A 17,493-nucleotide genomic window follows, 5' to 3' on the forward strand; every position below is an offset into this window, starting at 1 on the left:
GCCATTCTAAGTCAGCCGACACCTCAGCGTCGCCCCACAGGCCGCCAGACAGAGGGGCAGATCGTTCTTTCCTGACCGCTACGTCAAGGCGTAGACTACGCGGTTTCCCGTTATCCCGAAGAGTCGAAATGTCCATCGACAGCCGCCTTGGCCGCGTGCGCACGGAGCTGCGCAGCCTCCTGCTCCTGGCCACGCCCATCATCATCGCCCAGCTGGCGCACACCGCCATGGGCTTCGTCGACACGCTGATGGCCGGGCGCGTCAGCCCGCAGGACCTGGCAGCCGTGGCGCTGGGCAACTCGATCTGGGTACCGATATTCCTGCTGATGACCGGCATCCTGCTGGCGACCACGCCCAAGGTGGCGCAACGCTTCGGTGCCGGCCAAGAGGCCGACATCGGCCCGCTGGTGCGTCAGGCGCTCTGGCTGGCGCTGGCCGTCGGCGGCAGCGCCGCAGCCCTGCTGTGGAACGCCGAATTCATCCTGCGCACGATGAACGTCGACCCGGAGCTGATCACCCCAGCCATGGGCTACCTGCGCGCGGTCGCTTGCGGCTTTCCGGCAGTGGCGCTGTATCACGTGCTGCGCTGTTTCAGCGACGGCCTTGGTCACACCCGCCCGGCCATGGTGCTGGGCATTATCGGCCTGCTGCTGAACATCCCGGCCAACTACATCTTCATCTACGGCAAGTTCGGCCTGCCGGCCATGGGTGGCGTTGGCTGCGGTTGGGCAACCGCGCTGGTGATGGGCTTCATGCTGATCGGCATGCTGGTCTGGGTGAAGTGGGCACCCTACTACCGTGCCAGCGCGTTGTTCACCCGCTTCGAATGGCCGCAGTGGACAGTGATCAAACGCCTGCTGAGTATTGGCGTCCCGATCGGTATCGCGGTGTTCGCCGAGTCGAGCATCTTCGCAGTGATCGCCCTGCTGATCGGCGGCCTCGGCGCCACCGTGGTGGCCGGGCACCAGATCGCGCTCAACTTCAGCTCCATGGTGTTCATGATCCCTTACTCATTGGCCATGGCCGCCACCGTACGCGTCGGCCAAGCGCTGGGGCGTGGCCAGCCACGTGAGGCGCGCTTCGCCGCCGGGGTGAGCATGGCGGCAGCGCTGGGCTATGCCTGCATATCGGCCAGCCTGATGTTCCTGCTGCGCGAACAGATCGCGCAGATCTACACGCCGGACCAAACGGTGATCGCCGTGGCGGCAACACTGATCGTCTATGCGGCGCTGTTTCAGTTCTCCGATGCCATTCAGGTGACCGCGGCCGGCGCGCTGCGTGGCTACCAGGACACACGCATCACCATGCTGCTGACCCTGTTCGCCTACTGGGGAATCGGCCTGCCGGTGGGGTATGCGCTGGGGCTGTCCGACCTGTTTGGCGAACCGAGTGGCCCCAGCGGTCTGTGGCAGGGTCTGGTAGTAGGTCTGACCTGCGCCGCGGCGATGCTCACCGTGCGCCTGGCGCGCAGCGCACGCAAGCGCATTCGCCGGGCCGCCTGAGTCATTGGATAGGCAGGAGATCAGTTCTAGACTGAGCGCATGATTCGACCAGCCCTGCTCCTCTGCCTACTTCTGCTCGCTGCATGCGGCCCGGCCAACGACGGCCTGGCCCTGCAGAGCGATTACCTGCAACGCCTGCAACGCTCACTCGATGCTGCTGACGTCAACGCCTTCGACAATCGCAGTGTCAGCCAGTACCGCCTGCCGGCCCGGCGTGAGCGGCTTAGCGAGATTCCCGAGCTGCGTATTGGCCTGCTCGATCTGGTGATCGATGCACGGCGCTGCCCGCACCTGCAGCAACTGATCAGCCAGCGTAACAGCAGCCTGGGCAAGCAACTGATGCCCAGCCAGCGCCTGGGCTACGAAGGCGACCTGCTGCGCGCCATCGATGACTGTCTACCCCATCTGCAGGAAGACTCCAGCCTCAAGGCCACGCTGCAACGCCTGGCAAGCGACAAACGCCAGCAACTGCAAGCGGTGTTCTGGAATGCCCTGAACGGCAGCCCGGAATTCGAGAACTACCTGCGCTTTGCCGATCAGGCCTTGCCGGTGGACACGCTGGAAGACAGCGCCGCGCTAGGCGCATTGCAGCGACTGGCCAGCATCGGCGCCGGTTTGCCTGCACAGCTGCCGCCGAGTACTGACGAGCTGGAGCCATTGTTCTTCGCCCTCTATGCCAGTGAACAGGGCGGTCAGGTGATTACCAGCCTGGCCAGCCTGCGCCACACCCTCGACGCCGGCAGCGAACTGCTGGAGCAACGCCAACAGGGCCGTCCTCTTTGCCCACTGGGACAGGCGACACCGCGCGGGCGCATCCTGCAGAACATCTTCGTCAAGTTCTACGCTGGCGGCCTGCAACCCTACCTGGCTCAGGTCGACCAGCGCGGTCAGCAGTGGCAGGCGGCACTGCTGCAATTGCAGCGCATCGAAGGCATTCCTCCAGCCACCCGCGAACACCTAGAGCGGCTGGCCGGCGAGCAGGATTCGTTATGGCAGGATTTCCGCGCCGCCACAGCTCGTCACGTCAAGGCCTGGCAGACATTACTGAACAGCTGCGGCCTGGCGCCGGGACAAGCAGGCTGGAACAACGCTGAAAACGACGCAGAACCGTAGGGTGCGCCGCGCGCACCAACAACCAGAGATAACACGGTTCAAGACACATCACCGGTGCGCACGGCGCACCCTACATGCGACATGCGTCACCTAGTCGGCCTTCTTGCGAATCCAGTACAGGTAGGTGCCGTCTTCTTCGGCCTGACCGAGCAGCTCGTGACCGAGAAACACGCAAAACTTGGGAATATCACGACGGGTCGAGGGATCGGTAGCGATCACCTTGAGCAGACCGCCCGGCGACAGGTCGCGCACCTTGTTGTGCAACATCATCACCGGCTCAGGGCAATTCAGGCCGCTGGCGTCGAGCAGGTCATCGTGATTGAGGGTCAGGGCTTCGGACATAAGGGGCTCCACAAACAGGCGCGCATTGTCGCGCAAAGCTGACCTTCAGGTCACCTGCGCGCAGACCATCACTTGCCATGCCGACGCAGATGACAGGTCACTTCCTCACGATCGTGATACAGCTGCTTGCAGCCGATGCTGACCTTCAGGCCGCGCTCGACCAGCCCCGATTCGATGCGATCGAGCAGGCGCCGCACTTCGGCGTAACGCTGCTTCATCGGCAGCTTGAGGTTGACCACCGCTTCGCGGCACAGCCCCTCGCCCAGCCAGGTTTCGATCATCGCCGCCGTGCGTGCCGGCTTTTCGACGATGTCGCAGACCATCCAATGCACCGGATGGCGCGGGCGGAAGGTGAAACCATCAGCGCGCTGGTGCACGACAAAGCCGGAGTACATCAGGCTTTCGGCCATCGGCCCGTTGTCCACGGCGGTGACGCGGATTTCCCGATTGACCAGTTGCCAGGTCCAGCCGCCCGGTGCGGCGCCCAGGTCAACTGCGGTCATCCCCGGCGCCAGGCGCTGATCCCACTGCTCGCGCGGGATGAAATGGTGCCAGGCCTCCTCCAGCTTGAGCGTGGAGCGGCTCGGCGCCTCGCGCGGGAACTTCAAGCGCGGAATGCCCATCGGCCACATCGCCTGGTTGTCTGCCTCGGCAATGCCGGCGAACACCTCACGGCCGCTCTTGAAGGTCAGCAGCAGGCGCGGTTTCTTCGCGTCGTCCACCAGCTTGCCGGCCTTGAGCAGCGCCTTGCGCAGCGGCGCCTCGAACTTCTTGCAGAAGGTCGAGAGTTCCTTGCCGTCGTTGGTATCGACCACTTCCAGCCACAGGCTGCCGCACACCGGATAATCAGCTAGCGCCTCCAGCAACACGCTGATACGGTCGCTTTCCGGCAGGCTGACATAGGCCCCGCGCGCCCACTGCCGCGGGAAAATCAGCTGATTGAAACGCACGCTGCGCATCAGCCGTTCGCAATCGGCCGCCTCGCTGCAGACGAACTCGGCGCACGCGCTGCCGGGCTTGGTCTTGGAGTAGCCTGGTACATCCAGGCGTGCAGCAAGGTCGGTGATCTCAGCGCAAACCTCCCCCTCGAAACCGGGGCGACAATGCAGAAACAGGGTATTCATCGAAAGGTCTCCTCAGGCGGCGCATGATACCCGAGACCGGAACCCAGAGCCGTTAAACCTGTCCAGCTATACATGTGCTGCCTATATATGAAGCCGCCAGCCATCGTGTTTCGATGAGATCCGGCCATGCAGACCGGGCAGCACATAGCAACTGATAAAGGATATGCGCTAGCCAGACCGCCCAAGCCGAACTAGCTTGAAGGTCTGCCGCCATCAGACACAGCCCGAACCGTGCGGGCCCAAGGAGATGTGCAATGCCCTCCCTCGATAGCCTGAACTGCCGCCGCGAACTGAAAGTCGGCGACGCCACTTACCGCTATTTCAGCCTGCCCGAGGCTGCCCAACGCCTCGGCAACATCGACCGCCTGCCCAAGTCGCTCAAGGTCCTGCTGGAAAACCTGCTACGTAACGAAGACGGCCAGACCGTGCAGCCGCAGGATCTGCAAGCCATGGTCGACTGGCTGGACAAGCGCGCCTCCGACCGCGAGATCCAGTACCGCCCGGCGCGTGTACTGATGCAGGACTTCACCGGTGTGCCGGCGGTGGTCGACCTGGCCGCTATGCGCGACGCCATGGCCAAGGCCGGCGGCGATCCGCAGCGGATCAACCCGCTATCGCCGGTGGACCTGGTTATCGACCACTCGGTGATGGTCGACCGCTACGCCTCCTCCAGCGCCTTCCATGACAACGTCGAGCTGGAAATGCAGCGCAACGGCGAACGCTACGCCTTTCTGCGCTGGGGTCAGCACGCCTTCGACAACTTCAGCGTGGTGCCGCCAGGCACCGGCATCTGCCACCAGGTCAACCTGGAATACCTGGCGCGCACCGTGTGGACCAAAGAAGAAGACGGCGCCACCCTCGCCTACCCCGACACCCTGGTCGGCACCGACTCACACACCACCATGATCAACGGCCTCGGCGTACTCGGCTGGGGCGTCGGCGGCATCGAGGCGGAAGCGGCCATGCTCGGCCAGCCGGTGTCGATGCTGATTCCCGAAGTGATCGGCTTCAAGCTCAGCGGCAAGCTGAAAGAAGGCATAACCGCCACCGACCTGGTGCTCACCGTCACCCAGATGCTGCGCAAGAAGGGCGTGGTGGGTAAATTCGTCGAGTTCTACGGCGATGGCCTGGCCGATCTGCCGTTGGCCGACCGCGCCACCATCGCCAACATGGCCCCGGAATACGGCGCTACCTGCGGCTTCTTCCCGGTGGACGAGATTACCCTCGGCTACCTGCGTCTTTCCGGCCGCCCGGACGCCACCGTGCAACTGGTCGAGGCCTACAGCAAGGCCCAGGGCCTGTGGCGCGAGCCTGGCGCCGAGCCGCTGTTCACCGACAGCCTGAGCTTGGACATGGGCAGCGTAGAAGCCAGCCTGGCCGGGCCCAAACGCCCGCAGGATCGCGTCTCCCTGGGCCAGGTCAGCCAGGCCTTCGACGATTTCGTCGGCCTGCAGCTCAAACCGGCGGCCAAAGAAGAAGGCCGCATGCTCAGCGAAGGCGGCGGCGGTACCGCCGTTGGCGGCGACAAGCAGAGCGGCGAAGTCGACTATGAAGACGACGGCCATACCCATCGCCTGAAAGACGGCGCCGTAGTGATCGCCGCCATCACCTCCTGCACCAACACCTCCAATCCCAGCGTGATGATGGCTGCCGGCCTGTTGGCCAAGAAGGCCGTGGAAAAGGGCCTGCAGCGCCAGCCCTGGGTGAAGAGTTCGCTGGCCCCTGGCTCCAAGGTGGTCACCGAGTACTTCGACGCCGCCGGCCTGACGCCCTACCTGGAGAAGCTCGGCTTCGACCTGGTGGGCTACGGCTGCACCACCTGCATCGGCAATTCCGGGCCGCTGCGCGAGCCCATCGAGAAAGCCATCACCCAGGCCGACCTCACCGTCGCCTCGGTGCTGTCCGGCAACCGCAACTTCGAGGGCCGCGTGCATCCGCTGGTGAAAACCAACTGGCTGGCCTCACCGCCCCTGGTGGTCGCCTACGCCCTGGCCGGCAGCGTGCGCCTCGACCTGACGAACGACGCCCTCGGCACCGGCAAGGATGGTCAGCCGGTGTACCTCAAGGACATCTGGCCGACCCAGGCCGAAATCGCCGAGGCCATCGCCAAGGTCGACACCGCCATGTTCCGCAAGGAATACGCCGAAGTCTTCGCCGGCGACGAGAAATGGCAGGCCATCGAGGTACCCAGGGCCGATACCTATGCCTGGCAAGGCGACTCCACTTACATCCAGCATCCACCGTTCTTCGAGAACATCGCCGGCGATCCGCCGCGCATCACCGATATCCGCGAGGCGCGCATCCTCGCCCTGCTTGGCGACTCGGTGACCACCGACCACATCTCGCCAGCCGGCAACATCAAGGCCGACAGCCCGGCCGGACGCTACCTGCGCGACAACGGCGTGGACAAGGCCGACTTCAACTCCTACGGCTCGCGCCGCGGCAACCATGAAGTGATGATGCGCGGCACCTTCGCCAACATCCGCATCCGCAACGAAATGCTCGGTGGCGAGGAAGGCGGCAATACCCTGCACGTGCCGAGCGGCGAGAAGCTGGCGATCTACGACGCGGCCATGCGCTACCAGGCCGAAGGTACGCCGCTGCTGATCATCGCCGGCAAGGAATACGGCACCGGCTCCAGCCGCGACTGGGCGGCCAAGGGCACCAACCTGCTGGGGGTCAAGGCGGTGATCGCCGAGAGCTTCGAGCGCATCCACCGCTCCAACCTGGTGGGCATGGGCGTGCTGCCGCTGCAGTTCAACCCGGGCACCGACCGCACCAGCCTCAAACTGACCGGCCAGGAAGTGCTGGCCATCGAAGGCCTGGAAGGCGTGGAACTGCGCCCGCAGATGCCGCTGACGTTGATCATCACCCGTGAAGACGGCGCGCACGAGGAAGTCGAGGTGCTGTGCCGCATCGACACCCTCAACGAGGTCGAATACTTCAAGGCCGGCGGTATCCTGCACTACGTGCTGCGCCAGATGATCGCCAACTGATGCACCTGCCCTGCCGCCACTGGCGGTAGGGCCTCCTTATCCGTCGAGCCAGAGATGGCCAACGCCGCGACAGAAATGTGACGTCATTCAAAAAGCGTTTACACTCGCCAAAAATGGATTCAGCCCTCAACTTTGCCGTCCGTCGGCCGATGACAGGGCATTACAACGACGGATACCTGCCATGCGTAACAACCAGCCGGTCACTCAGCGTGAGCGCACTTTTCCTGCGCAACAACGCCTGATATCCACCACCGATCTCAAAGGGCAAATCACCTACTGCAACGACGCCTTCGTCGACATCAGCGGCTTCAGTCGTGAAGAACTGCTGCGCGCGCCACACAACATCGTGCGCCACCCGGATGTCCCGTCCGCCGTGTTCGAGCACATGTGGACGACCCTGAAGAAGGGCCGCCCGTGGATGGGCATCGTCAAGAACCGCTGCAAGAACGGTGACCACTACTGGGTCAACGCCTACGTCACGCCCGTGACCGAAAACAACCAGGTTGTCGGCTACGAATCCGTCCGTGTCAAACCGACCGCCGAGCAGGTACGCCGCGCCGAAACGCTGTACGCCCGCATCAACGCCGGCAAATCTGCCGTCCCGGCCAGCAACCATTGGCTGCCCATCGTCCAGGCGTGGATGCCCTTCATCCTGGTCAGCCAGATCGGCTTCATGATCGGCCACTGGATGGGCAGCAACTGGGGTTTCATCCTCGCCGCCCTGCTCTCCGTGCCGCTGGGCCTGGCAGGCATCGCCTGGCAGACGCGCGGCGTCAAACGTCTGCTGCGTATTGCCGAGCAAACCACCTCCGACCCGCTGATCGCGCAAATGTACACCGACAGCCGTGGCGCCGAAGCACGCCTGGAAATGGCCATGCTCAGCCAGGAAGCACGGCTGAAAACCTGCCTCACCCGCCTGCAGGACACCGCCGAGCAACTGACCCTGCAAGCGCGTGAAGCCGACAAGCTAGCGCATAACAGCTCGGCTGGCCTCGAGCGCCAGCGCAGCGAGACCGAGCAGGTCGCTACCGCCGTCAACGAAATGGCCGCCACCACCCTGGAAGTAGCGAGCAACGTCGCCCGCACTGCCATCGCCACCCAGGAAGCCAACCGCCTGACCAGCGAAGGCCGCACCATCGCCGCGGAAACCCGCGAAGCCATCCAACGTTTGTCGCAATCGGTCGGCGATACCGGCGAAACCGTGACCCGCCTGGCGCAGGACAGCAGCGAAATCGGTGGCGTGGTCGACGTGATCAAAGGCATCGCCGACCAGACCAACCTGCTCGCCCTCAACGCCGCCATCGAAGCCGCGCGCGCCGGCGAAATGGGCCGCGGTTTCGCCGTGGTAGCCGACGAGGTACGTTCGCTGGCGCAACGCACCGCCGAGTCCACCGAACAGATCCACGCGCTGATCGCCAAGCTGCAGCGCACCGCCGAAGAGGCCGTGCTGACCATGGAAATCGGCCGCAAGCAGGCCGACGAAGGCGTCGAGCGCGTGCTGCAGGCCGATCAGGCGCTGTCCGGCATCAGCGACTCGGTGGCCAATATCGCCGATATGGCCAACCAGATCGCCGCAGCGGCGGAAGAGCAAAGCGCCGTCGCCGACGAGATCAACCAGAACATCACCACCATCGCCCAACTGGCCGACCAGACCGCCGGCGAAGCCAACGATACCGCCAAACTCAGCGAGGCCCTGACCAACACCGCACAGGGCCAATACGCCCTGGTCGAACGCTTCAACCGCTGAAACGAAAGGCGCAGCGGCTCACCGCTGCGCCTCCCCCCCTCCCCGCCCTGCTTTTGTAGGAGCGAGCTTGCTCGCGATTTCCCTACGCCCTTTCCAACCATCCCGCCTTCGCGTAATTGCCACTTGCCAGCATTTATCCGACATGGTGTATAACCTCCCAAACACTCCCATCGCCTCGCTACCTCCCGCGAGCTAGAGAAGGATCTTGAAAATGGCCAGGAAGGTTATCCAATAAAATCACTCGCAGGTTACGCACCATTTGGTGTCTATTTATAGTTAGGTGTCGTATGTGCTGGGCTCTATACCTTGCTTCAGACAAAGAACTTCCTCAGGCTTCTTGGGATAATGCAAATCCTTCGTTTAACACCCAAGAGATTTCAGAGGCCGAGAAACCTGTAATTAAAAAATTTACCTTTGAGCATGTGATCTATCTAGGCTCTAATGAAGGCTGCGGCTGCGGATTCTTGAACACGGACTACCAGCCAAATAAAAACCTTGAACACCTTCATGATTACTTAAGCAACGCACTAAGCAGAAATTCTAAACTTGAAATTTTTCTATGCTGGGAAGGAGATCAATCAAGCCCCCACTTAGCAAAAAAATCTTTGCGATTATCTGAATTCGCCGAGCCTGAACTTCCTTTGGGTGAAAGAGAACTTGCTATTATCAACACCTAACAATAGGGTCAAACCGCTCGCTTCGCTCACTGGGACGGGCGAAAGCCCGCCCCTTAGCTTAATCGTTAGGCAAAACATGAAACCGATCCCGTTACACAACTCGAAGAGCGATCGTCGCCACAGAGCCATTATGGTTGTATTGCTAACCATTTCTTCGCTTCTAGTTACGGAGCCCAAAACGGTGACTGAGGTTGCAATCACACTAGCTACTGTGCCTTTTCTCCTTATCGGATTATTAAATTTTCGATGGTGGTGGCATGTACGTTTTGGCGGCAGAAAATTTCTTACACTAGTATTTCTTACGATTACTCTTTGTATTGGATTATCCCTAGCCTGCGCGGCAGCACTACTCAAGCCATATATAGGTGAGCACTTTGCCTAACAGCACTCAAATCGTTCGTTTCACTCACTGGAACGGGCCAAAGCCCGCCCTTTAAACAAAGCGTGCCCCCAATGCCCTTCCCAACCGACGAACACCAAGCCCTTCTAAACGTTAAAGGCGTAGGCCCTACCGTCGTGCAGCGACTTGAACAGATCGGCATCAACTCCTTGCAGGAATTGGCCAAAGCCAGTGTCAGCGATATCGTCACCGCAGTAGCCGGTCAGTTGGGCTCCACCTGCTGGAAAAACAGCCCACAAGCACGTGCGGCTATCCAGGCCGCCATCGACCTGGCCAAATCACGTCAGTAACGCCCTCTCTTTTACCGCCAAGGAATCCGGCATGCCTGCCCACGAGAAGATCAACTACGCCGAATATCCCACCCGCGACCTGCCGGCCACCAAGGCCTTCTTCCAGGCTGCTTTCGGCTGGCGATTCACGGACTACGGCCCCGATTACGCCGCCTTCGCCGACGAAGGCCTGGATGGTGGTTTCTTCAGCGCCGAGATGTCCGCGCGCAGCGACAACGGCAGCGCGCTGATCGTGTTCTATAGCGCACAGCTGGAAGACACCCTGGCCAAGGTCGAGGCCGCCGGTGGTGAAATCATCAAACCGATCTTTACCTTCCCAGGTGGCCGACGCTTTCACTTCGTCGAGCCAGGCGGCAACGAGTTTGCCGTATGGTCGGAGCCGAGCGGTCAGTAGTCGCCATCACCTGCGAGCCTGCATCACCTGCAGCGACCGTCGTTCCCGCCTTCGCGGGAGTGACGGTGAGAGCAATCCCCCACACGATAAGTGCTTGTCTGGCATATCCCGTTTGACCCACCACAAGTTCCCCACTTAACGTCCCAGTCTTCCTCTCGGGCGAGCGTTACCCTCGCCGGAGCCATGGAAGAACCCAGCATGAATCAAGGAGGCACAGGATGCGCATCATGGTGATCGGAGCCAGCCGAGGTCTCGGCCGTGCGTTGGTAGACGGCTTGGCGCAAGGGCCACGAGTTGATCGGAATTTCCCGTAACCGCCCAGCCGATCTGCCTACAGGCATCCAGTGGATCGAGGCGGATATGAGTGATCCACTGCGGGCCGTGGACGCCATCGAAGCACAGTCGCCTCAGCGCCTGGACGCGATCATCTACAACCTGGGGATCTGGGAAACTCGCGCGTTCGAGGATGACTACAGCTTTCTGCAGGACGACGACGCGCAGATTCTCGAGATGGTCAGCGTCAATATCGGCGCGACCTTGCTACTGCTCAAACGCCTGCTACCGCGCCTGCTCGGCGGCGCCAAGCCGCAATTGATCCTCACCGGTTCCACCTCGGCCCTGCCACAGAGTGGCCGCCCGGAAGTCACCTTTGGCGCCAGCAAGTTCGCCCTCAAGGGCATTGCCGAGACCCTGCGCGAAGGTTTTCGCGATCATCGTCTGGCCGTCACCTGCCTGCAACTGGGCTACCTCAATACCCAGGATGGCCTGCAAATACCGGTTGAACAGGCGGCGCAAAATGGCGAAGGTCAGCTGATTCCGTTGCACGATGTCGTCGCTCTGGTGCAAACCCTGCTGAGTCTGTCCGATGCCAGTTACGTGCGTGAGCTGGTACTGCCAGCCATCGCCGACGAGCGCTTTTGAGCACCTGAGCCGCGAGGAAATCCGATGCCCGATCTTTCCGTCACTCTGACGACGCCACGTCTTGTCCTGCGCCCTCTGCAAGCAGCGGATACTGCGACGCTGTTCGCGATCTTTTCCGATCCGCAAGTCATGCAGTACTGGAACACGCCACCTTGGAGCTCCGAAGTCGTGGCGCAGGATTTCATCCGCTCCGAGCAACAGGCCATGCACGATGGCCAACGCCTGACCCTGGCTATTGTCGACAGGGAAAGCGCCGAGCTGATCGGCAAATGCCTGCTGTTCAACTATGAGCCGGTGTCGCGTCGTGCAGAGATCGGTTTTGGCATTGCATCGTCTGCCTGGGGCAAGGGTTACGTTCAGGAGGCGGCTGGCGAGCTGCTGCGCCATGGTTTCGAAGCTCTGAAGCTGAATCGTGTCGAGGCTGAAATCGACCCAACCAACAGCGCCTCCGGTCGTGCTCTGGAGCGCCTGGGCTTCAGCCAGGAAGGATTGCTACGTCAGCGTTGGATCATCGACGGACAGGTGTCGGACTCGGCACTCTTCGGGCTGCTGAGCGAAGATTGGCGCAGCCGCTACAGTCAGCGGTAAATCGTACGCAACAGGTGAAAACATGCAGAGAATCGACCATATCCGCCTGATGGCACGCTACAACAGCTGGATGAACGAACGGCTCTACACAGCCGCTTCCAGCTTGTCCGACGAGGCGTTGAGCACCGAGCGCGGCGCGTTCTTCGGCTCGATCCTCGGCACGCTCAATCATCTGCTGGTGGCCGACCGTATCTGGCTGGGGCGCTACACCGCGCATCCGGCTAACTTCCGGGCATTGCAGGCGCTAGCAGAGCTGGAAGCGCCGACGCGCCTGGATCAACCGATGGGGGCGGACATACGCGAGCTGACTGCACTGCGTAAACAGCTGGACAGTTGCATCGAAGCCCTGGCCGCCGAGATGGGCGAAGAGCAGCTGGATCAGCCGCTGAGCTACCGCAATACGAAGGGTGTGGCCGCGCAAAAGCACTTCTTCGCCCTGCTGATGCACCTGTTCAACCACCAGACGCATCACCGCGGGCAGGCTACGACGCTACTAACCCAGGCGGGCGTGGATGTGGGTGTGACCGATCTGCTGGCGTTGATCCCTGACGAGCTTTGAGCTGCGGCCAAGCGCCGATGGCACCTCGCCCTTTCCAGACTCAAAGGCCAGCCAGTTTCAGCCAGTGTGCGTAGAAACCTTCGGCAACCTGGTTCAATGCCCTGACCCTCCCACTCAGGTCGTCACGCATCTCGGCGATGCTCTGCTGGCTGGGCTGGCTGGCATCGAGCAGGTGCGCCCAGTCGTCTAGCCAGAGCGCGATCAGATCTTCGGTCATCTCCGGGTGGCCCTGCAGCGCCAGCACCTTGTCACCCCAGGCGAAGGCCTGATTGTCGCACCACTGGCTACTCAACAGAGGCTGGGCGCCGTCAGGCAGCGAGAAGGTGTCGCCGTGCCACTGGAAGATGTTGAACGCTTCAGGCAAATGCGCCAGCCAGGGACTATCGGCTGCTTCTGAACGACGCTGCATACTCTGCCAGCCGGCCTCGGTGTAGGGCATGCGGCGGATGGTGGCCCCCAGTGCCTTGGCCAGCAGTTGGCCACCCAGGCAGTGCCCAATGATGGGAATATCGCGTTCTATAAAACGCTGCAGCGCAGCCACTTCGTCGGCGATCCAGGGCAGCGGGTCATTGACGCTCATCGGCCCGCCCATCACGGCGACCGCCTTGGGCCGCTCCAGGTCGTAACCGTGCAGTTCACCCAGATCGACGCGCAGCACGTCGAAACTGCAGCCACGCGCCTGCAGCACCTGCGCCAGGTGGGCTGGCGGGCAATAATCGATATGAGTCAGGATCAGAACATCGGCCATAGCTACCTCCGCCGCGCAGTCTGCGCGAGAAGGATTGGCAAGTCGAGGTGGGCTGGCAGTTGAAGCCATCGGCCGGACAGCCGGCCGATGGTCTGAGCTGATGGACGCCGCTGCATCCACATTTGAGGATGTCCTGAAAAAGCCAGCTATCGTCACTCCCGCGAAGGCGGGAGCCCAGATAATTCGCTGGTTCTGGATGCCCGCCTGCGCAGGCATGACAACTTTTTCAGTGTTTCCCTAACGCATGGCTGACGCTTTCACCTCCTGGGTAACGCCCCAGCCATCCATCTTGCCGCCCAGCGGGACGACGATGGACTCCAGGTCATGTTCGAACTCGCCGATACCGGCATGGGTGGCATACATCACTTTGCTGATTTGCAGGTGCCAGATGCCGTCCTCACGGGCGGATATCTGAGCGTTGAGCGACTCGCCGCGAAAGTTTCTGGCCGCCGTTCTGGCCCGTTCTTCGTCGGGAAAGATGGCGTAGAACTCGATCGGGTGAAACTGGGCGAAGTCGAATCCCCCTTCTTTCATCCGACGCAGCACCGATGTGCTGGAGTCTTCGTGGAAGGCTGTGCTCATAAACGACCCCCTCTCAGGCTATGGATGGATTAACCGCTTTCCCAATGCGACCGCCCTACAGACGGTGTCGCGGCCTCTACCGGAAACCTCTGAAAACGCCCAGCGTCTAAAGAAGCCACCAAGTGGCGCCGCCCCGAGAATCGAGCTGGAGCTCGATGTGTCTACTGCAAGCGTATCGACGACTGCCCGACAGAACGCCGGGCTGAAAACCGTCACCTCAAGAGTAGCCGCTAAACGCGAGGTTGGCGTCGCTCAGAAAGCCTTTGTGACAAAGCCGACGACCGACGGCAATTGGCCAGCCTGTATGCCTCGCCGGAACTCATGAGCGACTGAGCCAGGCCATCAGTAACCTGTTGATCCAGCCCGGCGTGATCTGCCCAAGGTTGAACAACAGCCCGAACTGTAGCCCCACCGGGCGATGCACGGTGCTGGCGTGGGCCTGCTTCCAGGCCGCTTCGGCGATCTGCTCGGCCCCCAGGCGCACACCCAGGCGAAGCATTACCGGCGGGCGCTGCGCCTGACTGCGCACCATCGGTGTGTCGACGAATGGCGGCATCAGGTCACCCACACGAATGCCATGTTCGCGCCACTCCAGCTCCAGCGCCTCGGTCAGACCGCGTACGGCGAACTTGCTGGCTGAGTAACTGGCCAGCTGTGGCACGCCGTAGAGCGCCGAGGCCGAGCCCATATTGATCACCTGCGCGTCCGGCGTGGCCTTGAGATAGATAAAGGCTGCATGGCAGAGGTTGAGCACGCCGAGCACGTTGATCTGTACCAGCCGTGTGTGTTGCTCCAGCTCGATATCGGCAAAGGAGCCGGTGCGCAGAATGCCTGCGCCGTTGAACAACAGGCGCAACTGGCCACCACTTTGCGCGCAGAAGTCGGCCAGCGCGGCTTTCACCGCCGCGGCATCAACCACATCCAGCGGCGCATGCCAGGCGCCACCCAGCTCGGTGGCCAAGGCTGCCAGCGCCTTTTCATCGACATCGAGCAACCCGACGCGCCAACCCCGCGCGTGAAACAGCCGCGCGGTGGCGGCGCCAATGCCCGATGCGGCGCCGCTGATGAGAATGTTGTTCATCACACCCCCCGCTCACGGAGAAAGGCCGCTACACGGGCGATGGCGTAATCCGCCGCGCGTAACATGCCGACATGCGCCTGGAACACGTGCCACAACCCCGGATAGCGCTCCAGGCGCAGGTTGACCCCAGCCGCTTTGGCGCGCTCGGCCAGGCGCAGGCTGTCATTGAGCAATAACTCGTCTTCGCCTACCTGGATCAGCGTCGGCGGCAGTTGACTGAGGTCAGCGAACAGCGGCGACAGGCGCGGATCATTGCGCGGCAGGTCGGCCGGGCAATACAGCTGCGCGGCCTGTTCGATCCAGCTGGGGTGGACCAGCGGATCGCCGGCAGGCGGCTCGTGCATCTGCTCACCGGTGAAGTCGGTGACCGGCGATAAACACACCAGCGCGGCGGGCGCCGGCAGGCCGAGTTCGATAATGCGCAGGCAGCCGACCAGGCTCAGGTTGCCGCCGGCCGAGTCGCCGCCAATGGCGATCTGTTCGGGTCTATAACCGGCCTCCAACAATGCCTGGTAAGCCCCCACCACATCATCGCGCGCCGCCGGATAGGGATGCTCCGGTGCCAGGCGGTAATCCAGCGCACAGACCTCCAGAGCAGCGCGTTTGGCCAGGCTGGCGCAGATGCCCCGGTGCGTATCCGGCCCGCCGATCATGAAGGCGCCACCGTGCAGATAGAGCAGCACGCTGCCGCTGCTGGCAGGCGGTCGATGCCATTCACAAGGGCGCCCGGCCAGGGTATCGGCGCTGCGCGCTACGCCACGCGGCGTCAGGGTGATGGCGGTGAGTGCGCGCAATACGCGGCGCTGCACCGGCACGGGCATCGGTGGCCGCACCAGGCCGCGAAAGAACAGACGCAGAAAGCCGCGCAACAGGCCGCGCAGCAACATCTGCTCGGCGGCTGGGGCTTTGAAATCAGCGGACGCAGTCATAGTCGGCAAGCTCCGGAGTACGGGTCATGAGGCGATAGGTGAAGGTGAAACCCGGCCAGTTGTTGGTGTTCTTGCCGGTAGCGGTCTTGTACCAGCTGTCGCAGCCCTGTTCCCATATCGTTCGATGGGTCGCCTGTTGCAACTCCGCGTTGTAGTGCCGTTGCACCGTCGGGCGCAGATCGAGATAACGCAGCTGCTGTTCGCGCAGCACCTGTAGGCAGCCCAGCACGTAGCCGTACTGACTTTCGAGCATATAGAGAATCGAGTTGTGGCCGAGGTTGGTGTTCGGCCCGTAGAGCAGAAACAGATTGGGAAAGCCGCTGACGCTGATGCCCTTGTAGGCTTCGGCGCCCTCCTTCCAGGCCTGATTCAGCTCCAGCCCGTCGAGGCCGCGAATGCGCATCGGCGCGAGGAAGTCGGTGGCGGTGAAACCGGTGCCGTAGATCAGCACATCGCAGGGGTGCTCACGACCATCGGCCGTCACCAGGGAATGCTCGCGCACCTCGCGAATCGCCGCGTCGACGATCTCGACATTGGCCTGCGCCAGCGCCGGGAAGTAGTCGTTGCTGATCAGGATACGTTTACAACCCATGGGGTAGTTCGGCTGCAACTGCGCGCGCTTGCCAGCATCGGGCATCTGCCGCTGCAGGTGGCGGGTGAAGCTATGGCGAAACAAGCGCATCAGCCAGGGAAAGCGGATGAAAGCGACCGCCCGCCCCTCGTGATGCAGATATTGCAGCAGGCGGTCGGCGCGCTGCCACAACGGCAAACGGCGCTTCAGGGTCATCTCCCAAGTGCGGTAAGGACGATCCGGTTTGGCCAGCACATAGGCCGCCGAACGCTGGAACAGGCTCAGGTTGGCGACCTTCGGCTGGATCTGTGGCACGAACTGGATCGCCGAAGCGCCGGTGCCGATCACCGCCACGCGCTTGTCAGTCAGATCCAGATCATGCCGCCAGCGCGCCGAGTGAAAGGCCTCGCCACGGAAATGTTCCAGCCCGGGCAGTTTCGGGTAGGCCGGCCGATTGAGCTGGCCGCAGGCACTCACCAGCGCCTGCGCCTCGATCACTTCGCCACCTGCCAGCTCGACACGCCAGATACCGCGCGCGGCATCAAACTCGGCGCCGAGCACTTCGCTGTTCAGGCGGATGTGCGGGTACAGCCGATGCTTTTCCACGCACTGCAGGATGTAGGCGTGGATCTCCACCTGCGGCGCGAACTTGCGCGACCAGTCGTACTTAGGCTCGAAGGAAAAGGAATACAGATGCGAAGGCACATCGCAGGCGGCGCCCGGGTAGCTGTTGTCGCGCCAGGTACCGCCGACCTCACCGGCCTTTTCCAGCAACAGGAAATCGTCCTCGCCGGCCTTGCGCAACTGCATGGCCAGACCCAGACCGGCAAAGCCGCTGCCGATGATCAACACGCGCCAGGGCGCGTTCGTACGGGGGTTGTTATTCATTGTGATGACCCGTGTATGACGATGAGCTGATGCTACTTGCC

Annotated in this window: 16 protein-coding genes and 1 pseudogene; 10 read left to right on the top strand and 7 right to left on the bottom strand. The window is 62.3% G+C overall.

Translation table 11 applies throughout. The features are described from left to right. The first annotated feature begins 128 nt into the window (after window positions 1–128). Window positions 129–1,502 (top strand): MATE family efflux transporter, encoded by a 1,374-nt coding sequence (locus tag RTH74_RS21090; RefSeq protein ID WP_316915947.1) that lies wholly within the window; start codon window positions 129–131, stop codon window positions 1,500–1,502. 39 nt (window positions 1,503–1,541) lie between these two features. After that, complete coding sequence (locus tag RTH74_RS21095; RefSeq protein WP_316915948.1) at window positions 1,542–2,615, top strand: DUF3080 domain-containing protein; 1,074 nt, start codon at window positions 1,542–1,544, stop codon at window positions 2,613–2,615. A 90-nt stretch (window positions 2,616–2,705) separates the two neighbouring features. On the opposite strand, the gene tusA is transcribed toward RTH74_RS21095, so the two are convergent. Both tusA and rlmM read right to left on the bottom strand, forming a co-directional pair. After that, window positions 2,706–2,957 (bottom strand): sulfurtransferase TusA, encoded by a 252-nt coding sequence (gene tusA / locus RTH74_RS21100; RefSeq protein ID WP_003460892.1) that lies wholly within the window; start codon window positions 2,955–2,957, stop codon window positions 2,706–2,708. A 68-nt stretch (window positions 2,958–3,025) separates the two neighbouring features. Then, window positions 3,026–4,081, bottom strand: coding sequence for a 23S rRNA (cytidine(2498)-2'-O)-methyltransferase RlmM (gene rlmM, locus RTH74_RS21105; RefSeq protein WP_316915949.1), 1,056 nt, complete (start codon window positions 4,079–4,081; stop codon window positions 3,026–3,028). Window positions 4,082–4,335: 254 nt separating this feature from the next. On the opposite strand from rlmM, the gene acnA reads away from it, so the two are divergent. The 8 genes and pseudogenes from acnA (at window position 4,336) to RTH74_RS21145 (ending at window position 12,653) form a co-directional block, all read left to right on the top strand. Beyond that, window positions 4,336–7,077 (top strand): aconitate hydratase AcnA, encoded by a 2,742-nt coding sequence (gene acnA / locus RTH74_RS21110; RefSeq protein ID WP_316915950.1) that lies wholly within the window; start codon window positions 4,336–4,338, stop codon window positions 7,075–7,077. A 181-nt stretch (window positions 7,078–7,258) separates the two neighbouring features. Continuing rightward, entirely contained in the window at window positions 7,259–8,824 is a 1,566-nt protein-coding gene (locus RTH74_RS21115; RefSeq protein WP_316915951.1) for a PAS domain-containing methyl-accepting chemotaxis protein, read from the top strand. Window positions 8,825–9,111: 287 nt separating this feature from the next. Next, entirely contained in the window at window positions 9,112–9,501 is a 390-nt protein-coding gene (locus RTH74_RS21120) for a hypothetical protein (protein ID WP_316915952.1), read from the top strand. Between the two features lie 453 nt (window positions 9,502–9,954). Then, complete coding sequence (locus RTH74_RS21125) at window positions 9,955–10,191, top strand: helix-hairpin-helix domain-containing protein (RefSeq protein ID WP_059391504.1); 237 nt, start codon at window positions 9,955–9,957, stop codon at window positions 10,189–10,191. Window positions 10,192–10,222: 31 nt separating this feature from the next. After that, window positions 10,223–10,585, top strand: a complete 363-nt coding sequence (locus tag RTH74_RS21130) for a VOC family protein (protein WP_316915953.1) — start codon at window positions 10,223–10,225, stop codon at window positions 10,583–10,585. Window positions 10,586–10,803: 218 nt separating this feature from the next. Then, a pseudogene (locus tag RTH74_RS21135) lies at window positions 10,804–11,506 on the top strand (SDR family NAD(P)-dependent oxidoreductase). A gap of 24 nt (window positions 11,507–11,530) precedes the next feature. Then, the gene (locus RTH74_RS21140; protein ID WP_279921140.1) at window positions 11,531–12,094 is read left to right on the top strand and encodes a GNAT family N-acetyltransferase; all 564 of its coding nucleotides are present in this window, start codon (window positions 11,531–11,533) and stop codon (window positions 12,092–12,094) included. Window positions 12,095–12,116: 22 nt separating this feature from the next. Beyond that, on the top strand, window positions 12,117–12,653 hold the full coding sequence (locus RTH74_RS21145) for a DinB family protein (protein ID WP_279921139.1): 537 nt from the start codon (window positions 12,117–12,119) through the stop codon (window positions 12,651–12,653). 40 nt (window positions 12,654–12,693) lie between these two features. On the opposite strand, the gene RTH74_RS21150 is transcribed toward RTH74_RS21145, so the two are convergent. From RTH74_RS21150 to RTH74_RS21170, 5 genes are all read right to left on the bottom strand, one after another. Further along, complete coding sequence (locus tag RTH74_RS21150) at window positions 12,694–13,401, bottom strand: type 1 glutamine amidotransferase (protein ID WP_279921138.1); 708 nt, start codon at window positions 13,399–13,401, stop codon at window positions 12,694–12,696. A gap of 237 nt (window positions 13,402–13,638) precedes the next feature. Continuing rightward, complete coding sequence (locus tag RTH74_RS21155) at window positions 13,639–13,983, bottom strand: ribonuclease E inhibitor RraB (RefSeq protein WP_017679242.1); 345 nt, start codon at window positions 13,981–13,983, stop codon at window positions 13,639–13,641. A 319-nt stretch (window positions 13,984–14,302) separates the two neighbouring features. Continuing rightward, window positions 14,303–15,064, bottom strand: a complete 762-nt coding sequence (locus tag RTH74_RS21160; protein ID WP_316915954.1) for an SDR family oxidoreductase — start codon at window positions 15,062–15,064, stop codon at window positions 14,303–14,305. After that, a complete protein-coding gene (locus tag RTH74_RS21165) occupies window positions 15,064–15,993 on the bottom strand; it encodes an alpha/beta hydrolase (RefSeq protein WP_316915955.1) in 930 nt (309 codons plus the stop codon). The genes RTH74_RS21160 and RTH74_RS21165 overlap by 1 nt, the downstream gene beginning before the upstream one ends. Further along, window positions 15,977–17,452, bottom strand: coding sequence for an NAD(P)/FAD-dependent oxidoreductase (locus RTH74_RS21170; RefSeq protein ID WP_316915956.1), 1,476 nt, complete (start codon window positions 17,450–17,452; stop codon window positions 15,977–15,979). The genes RTH74_RS21165 and RTH74_RS21170 overlap by 17 nt, the downstream gene beginning before the upstream one ends. Window positions 17,453–17,493 lie beyond the last annotated feature (41 nt).

It is taken from the genome of Pseudomonas sp. zfem001, from assembly GCF_032621725.1.
GTDB lineage: Bacteria > Pseudomonadota > Gammaproteobacteria > Pseudomonadales > Pseudomonadaceae > Aquipseudomonas > Aquipseudomonas sediminis.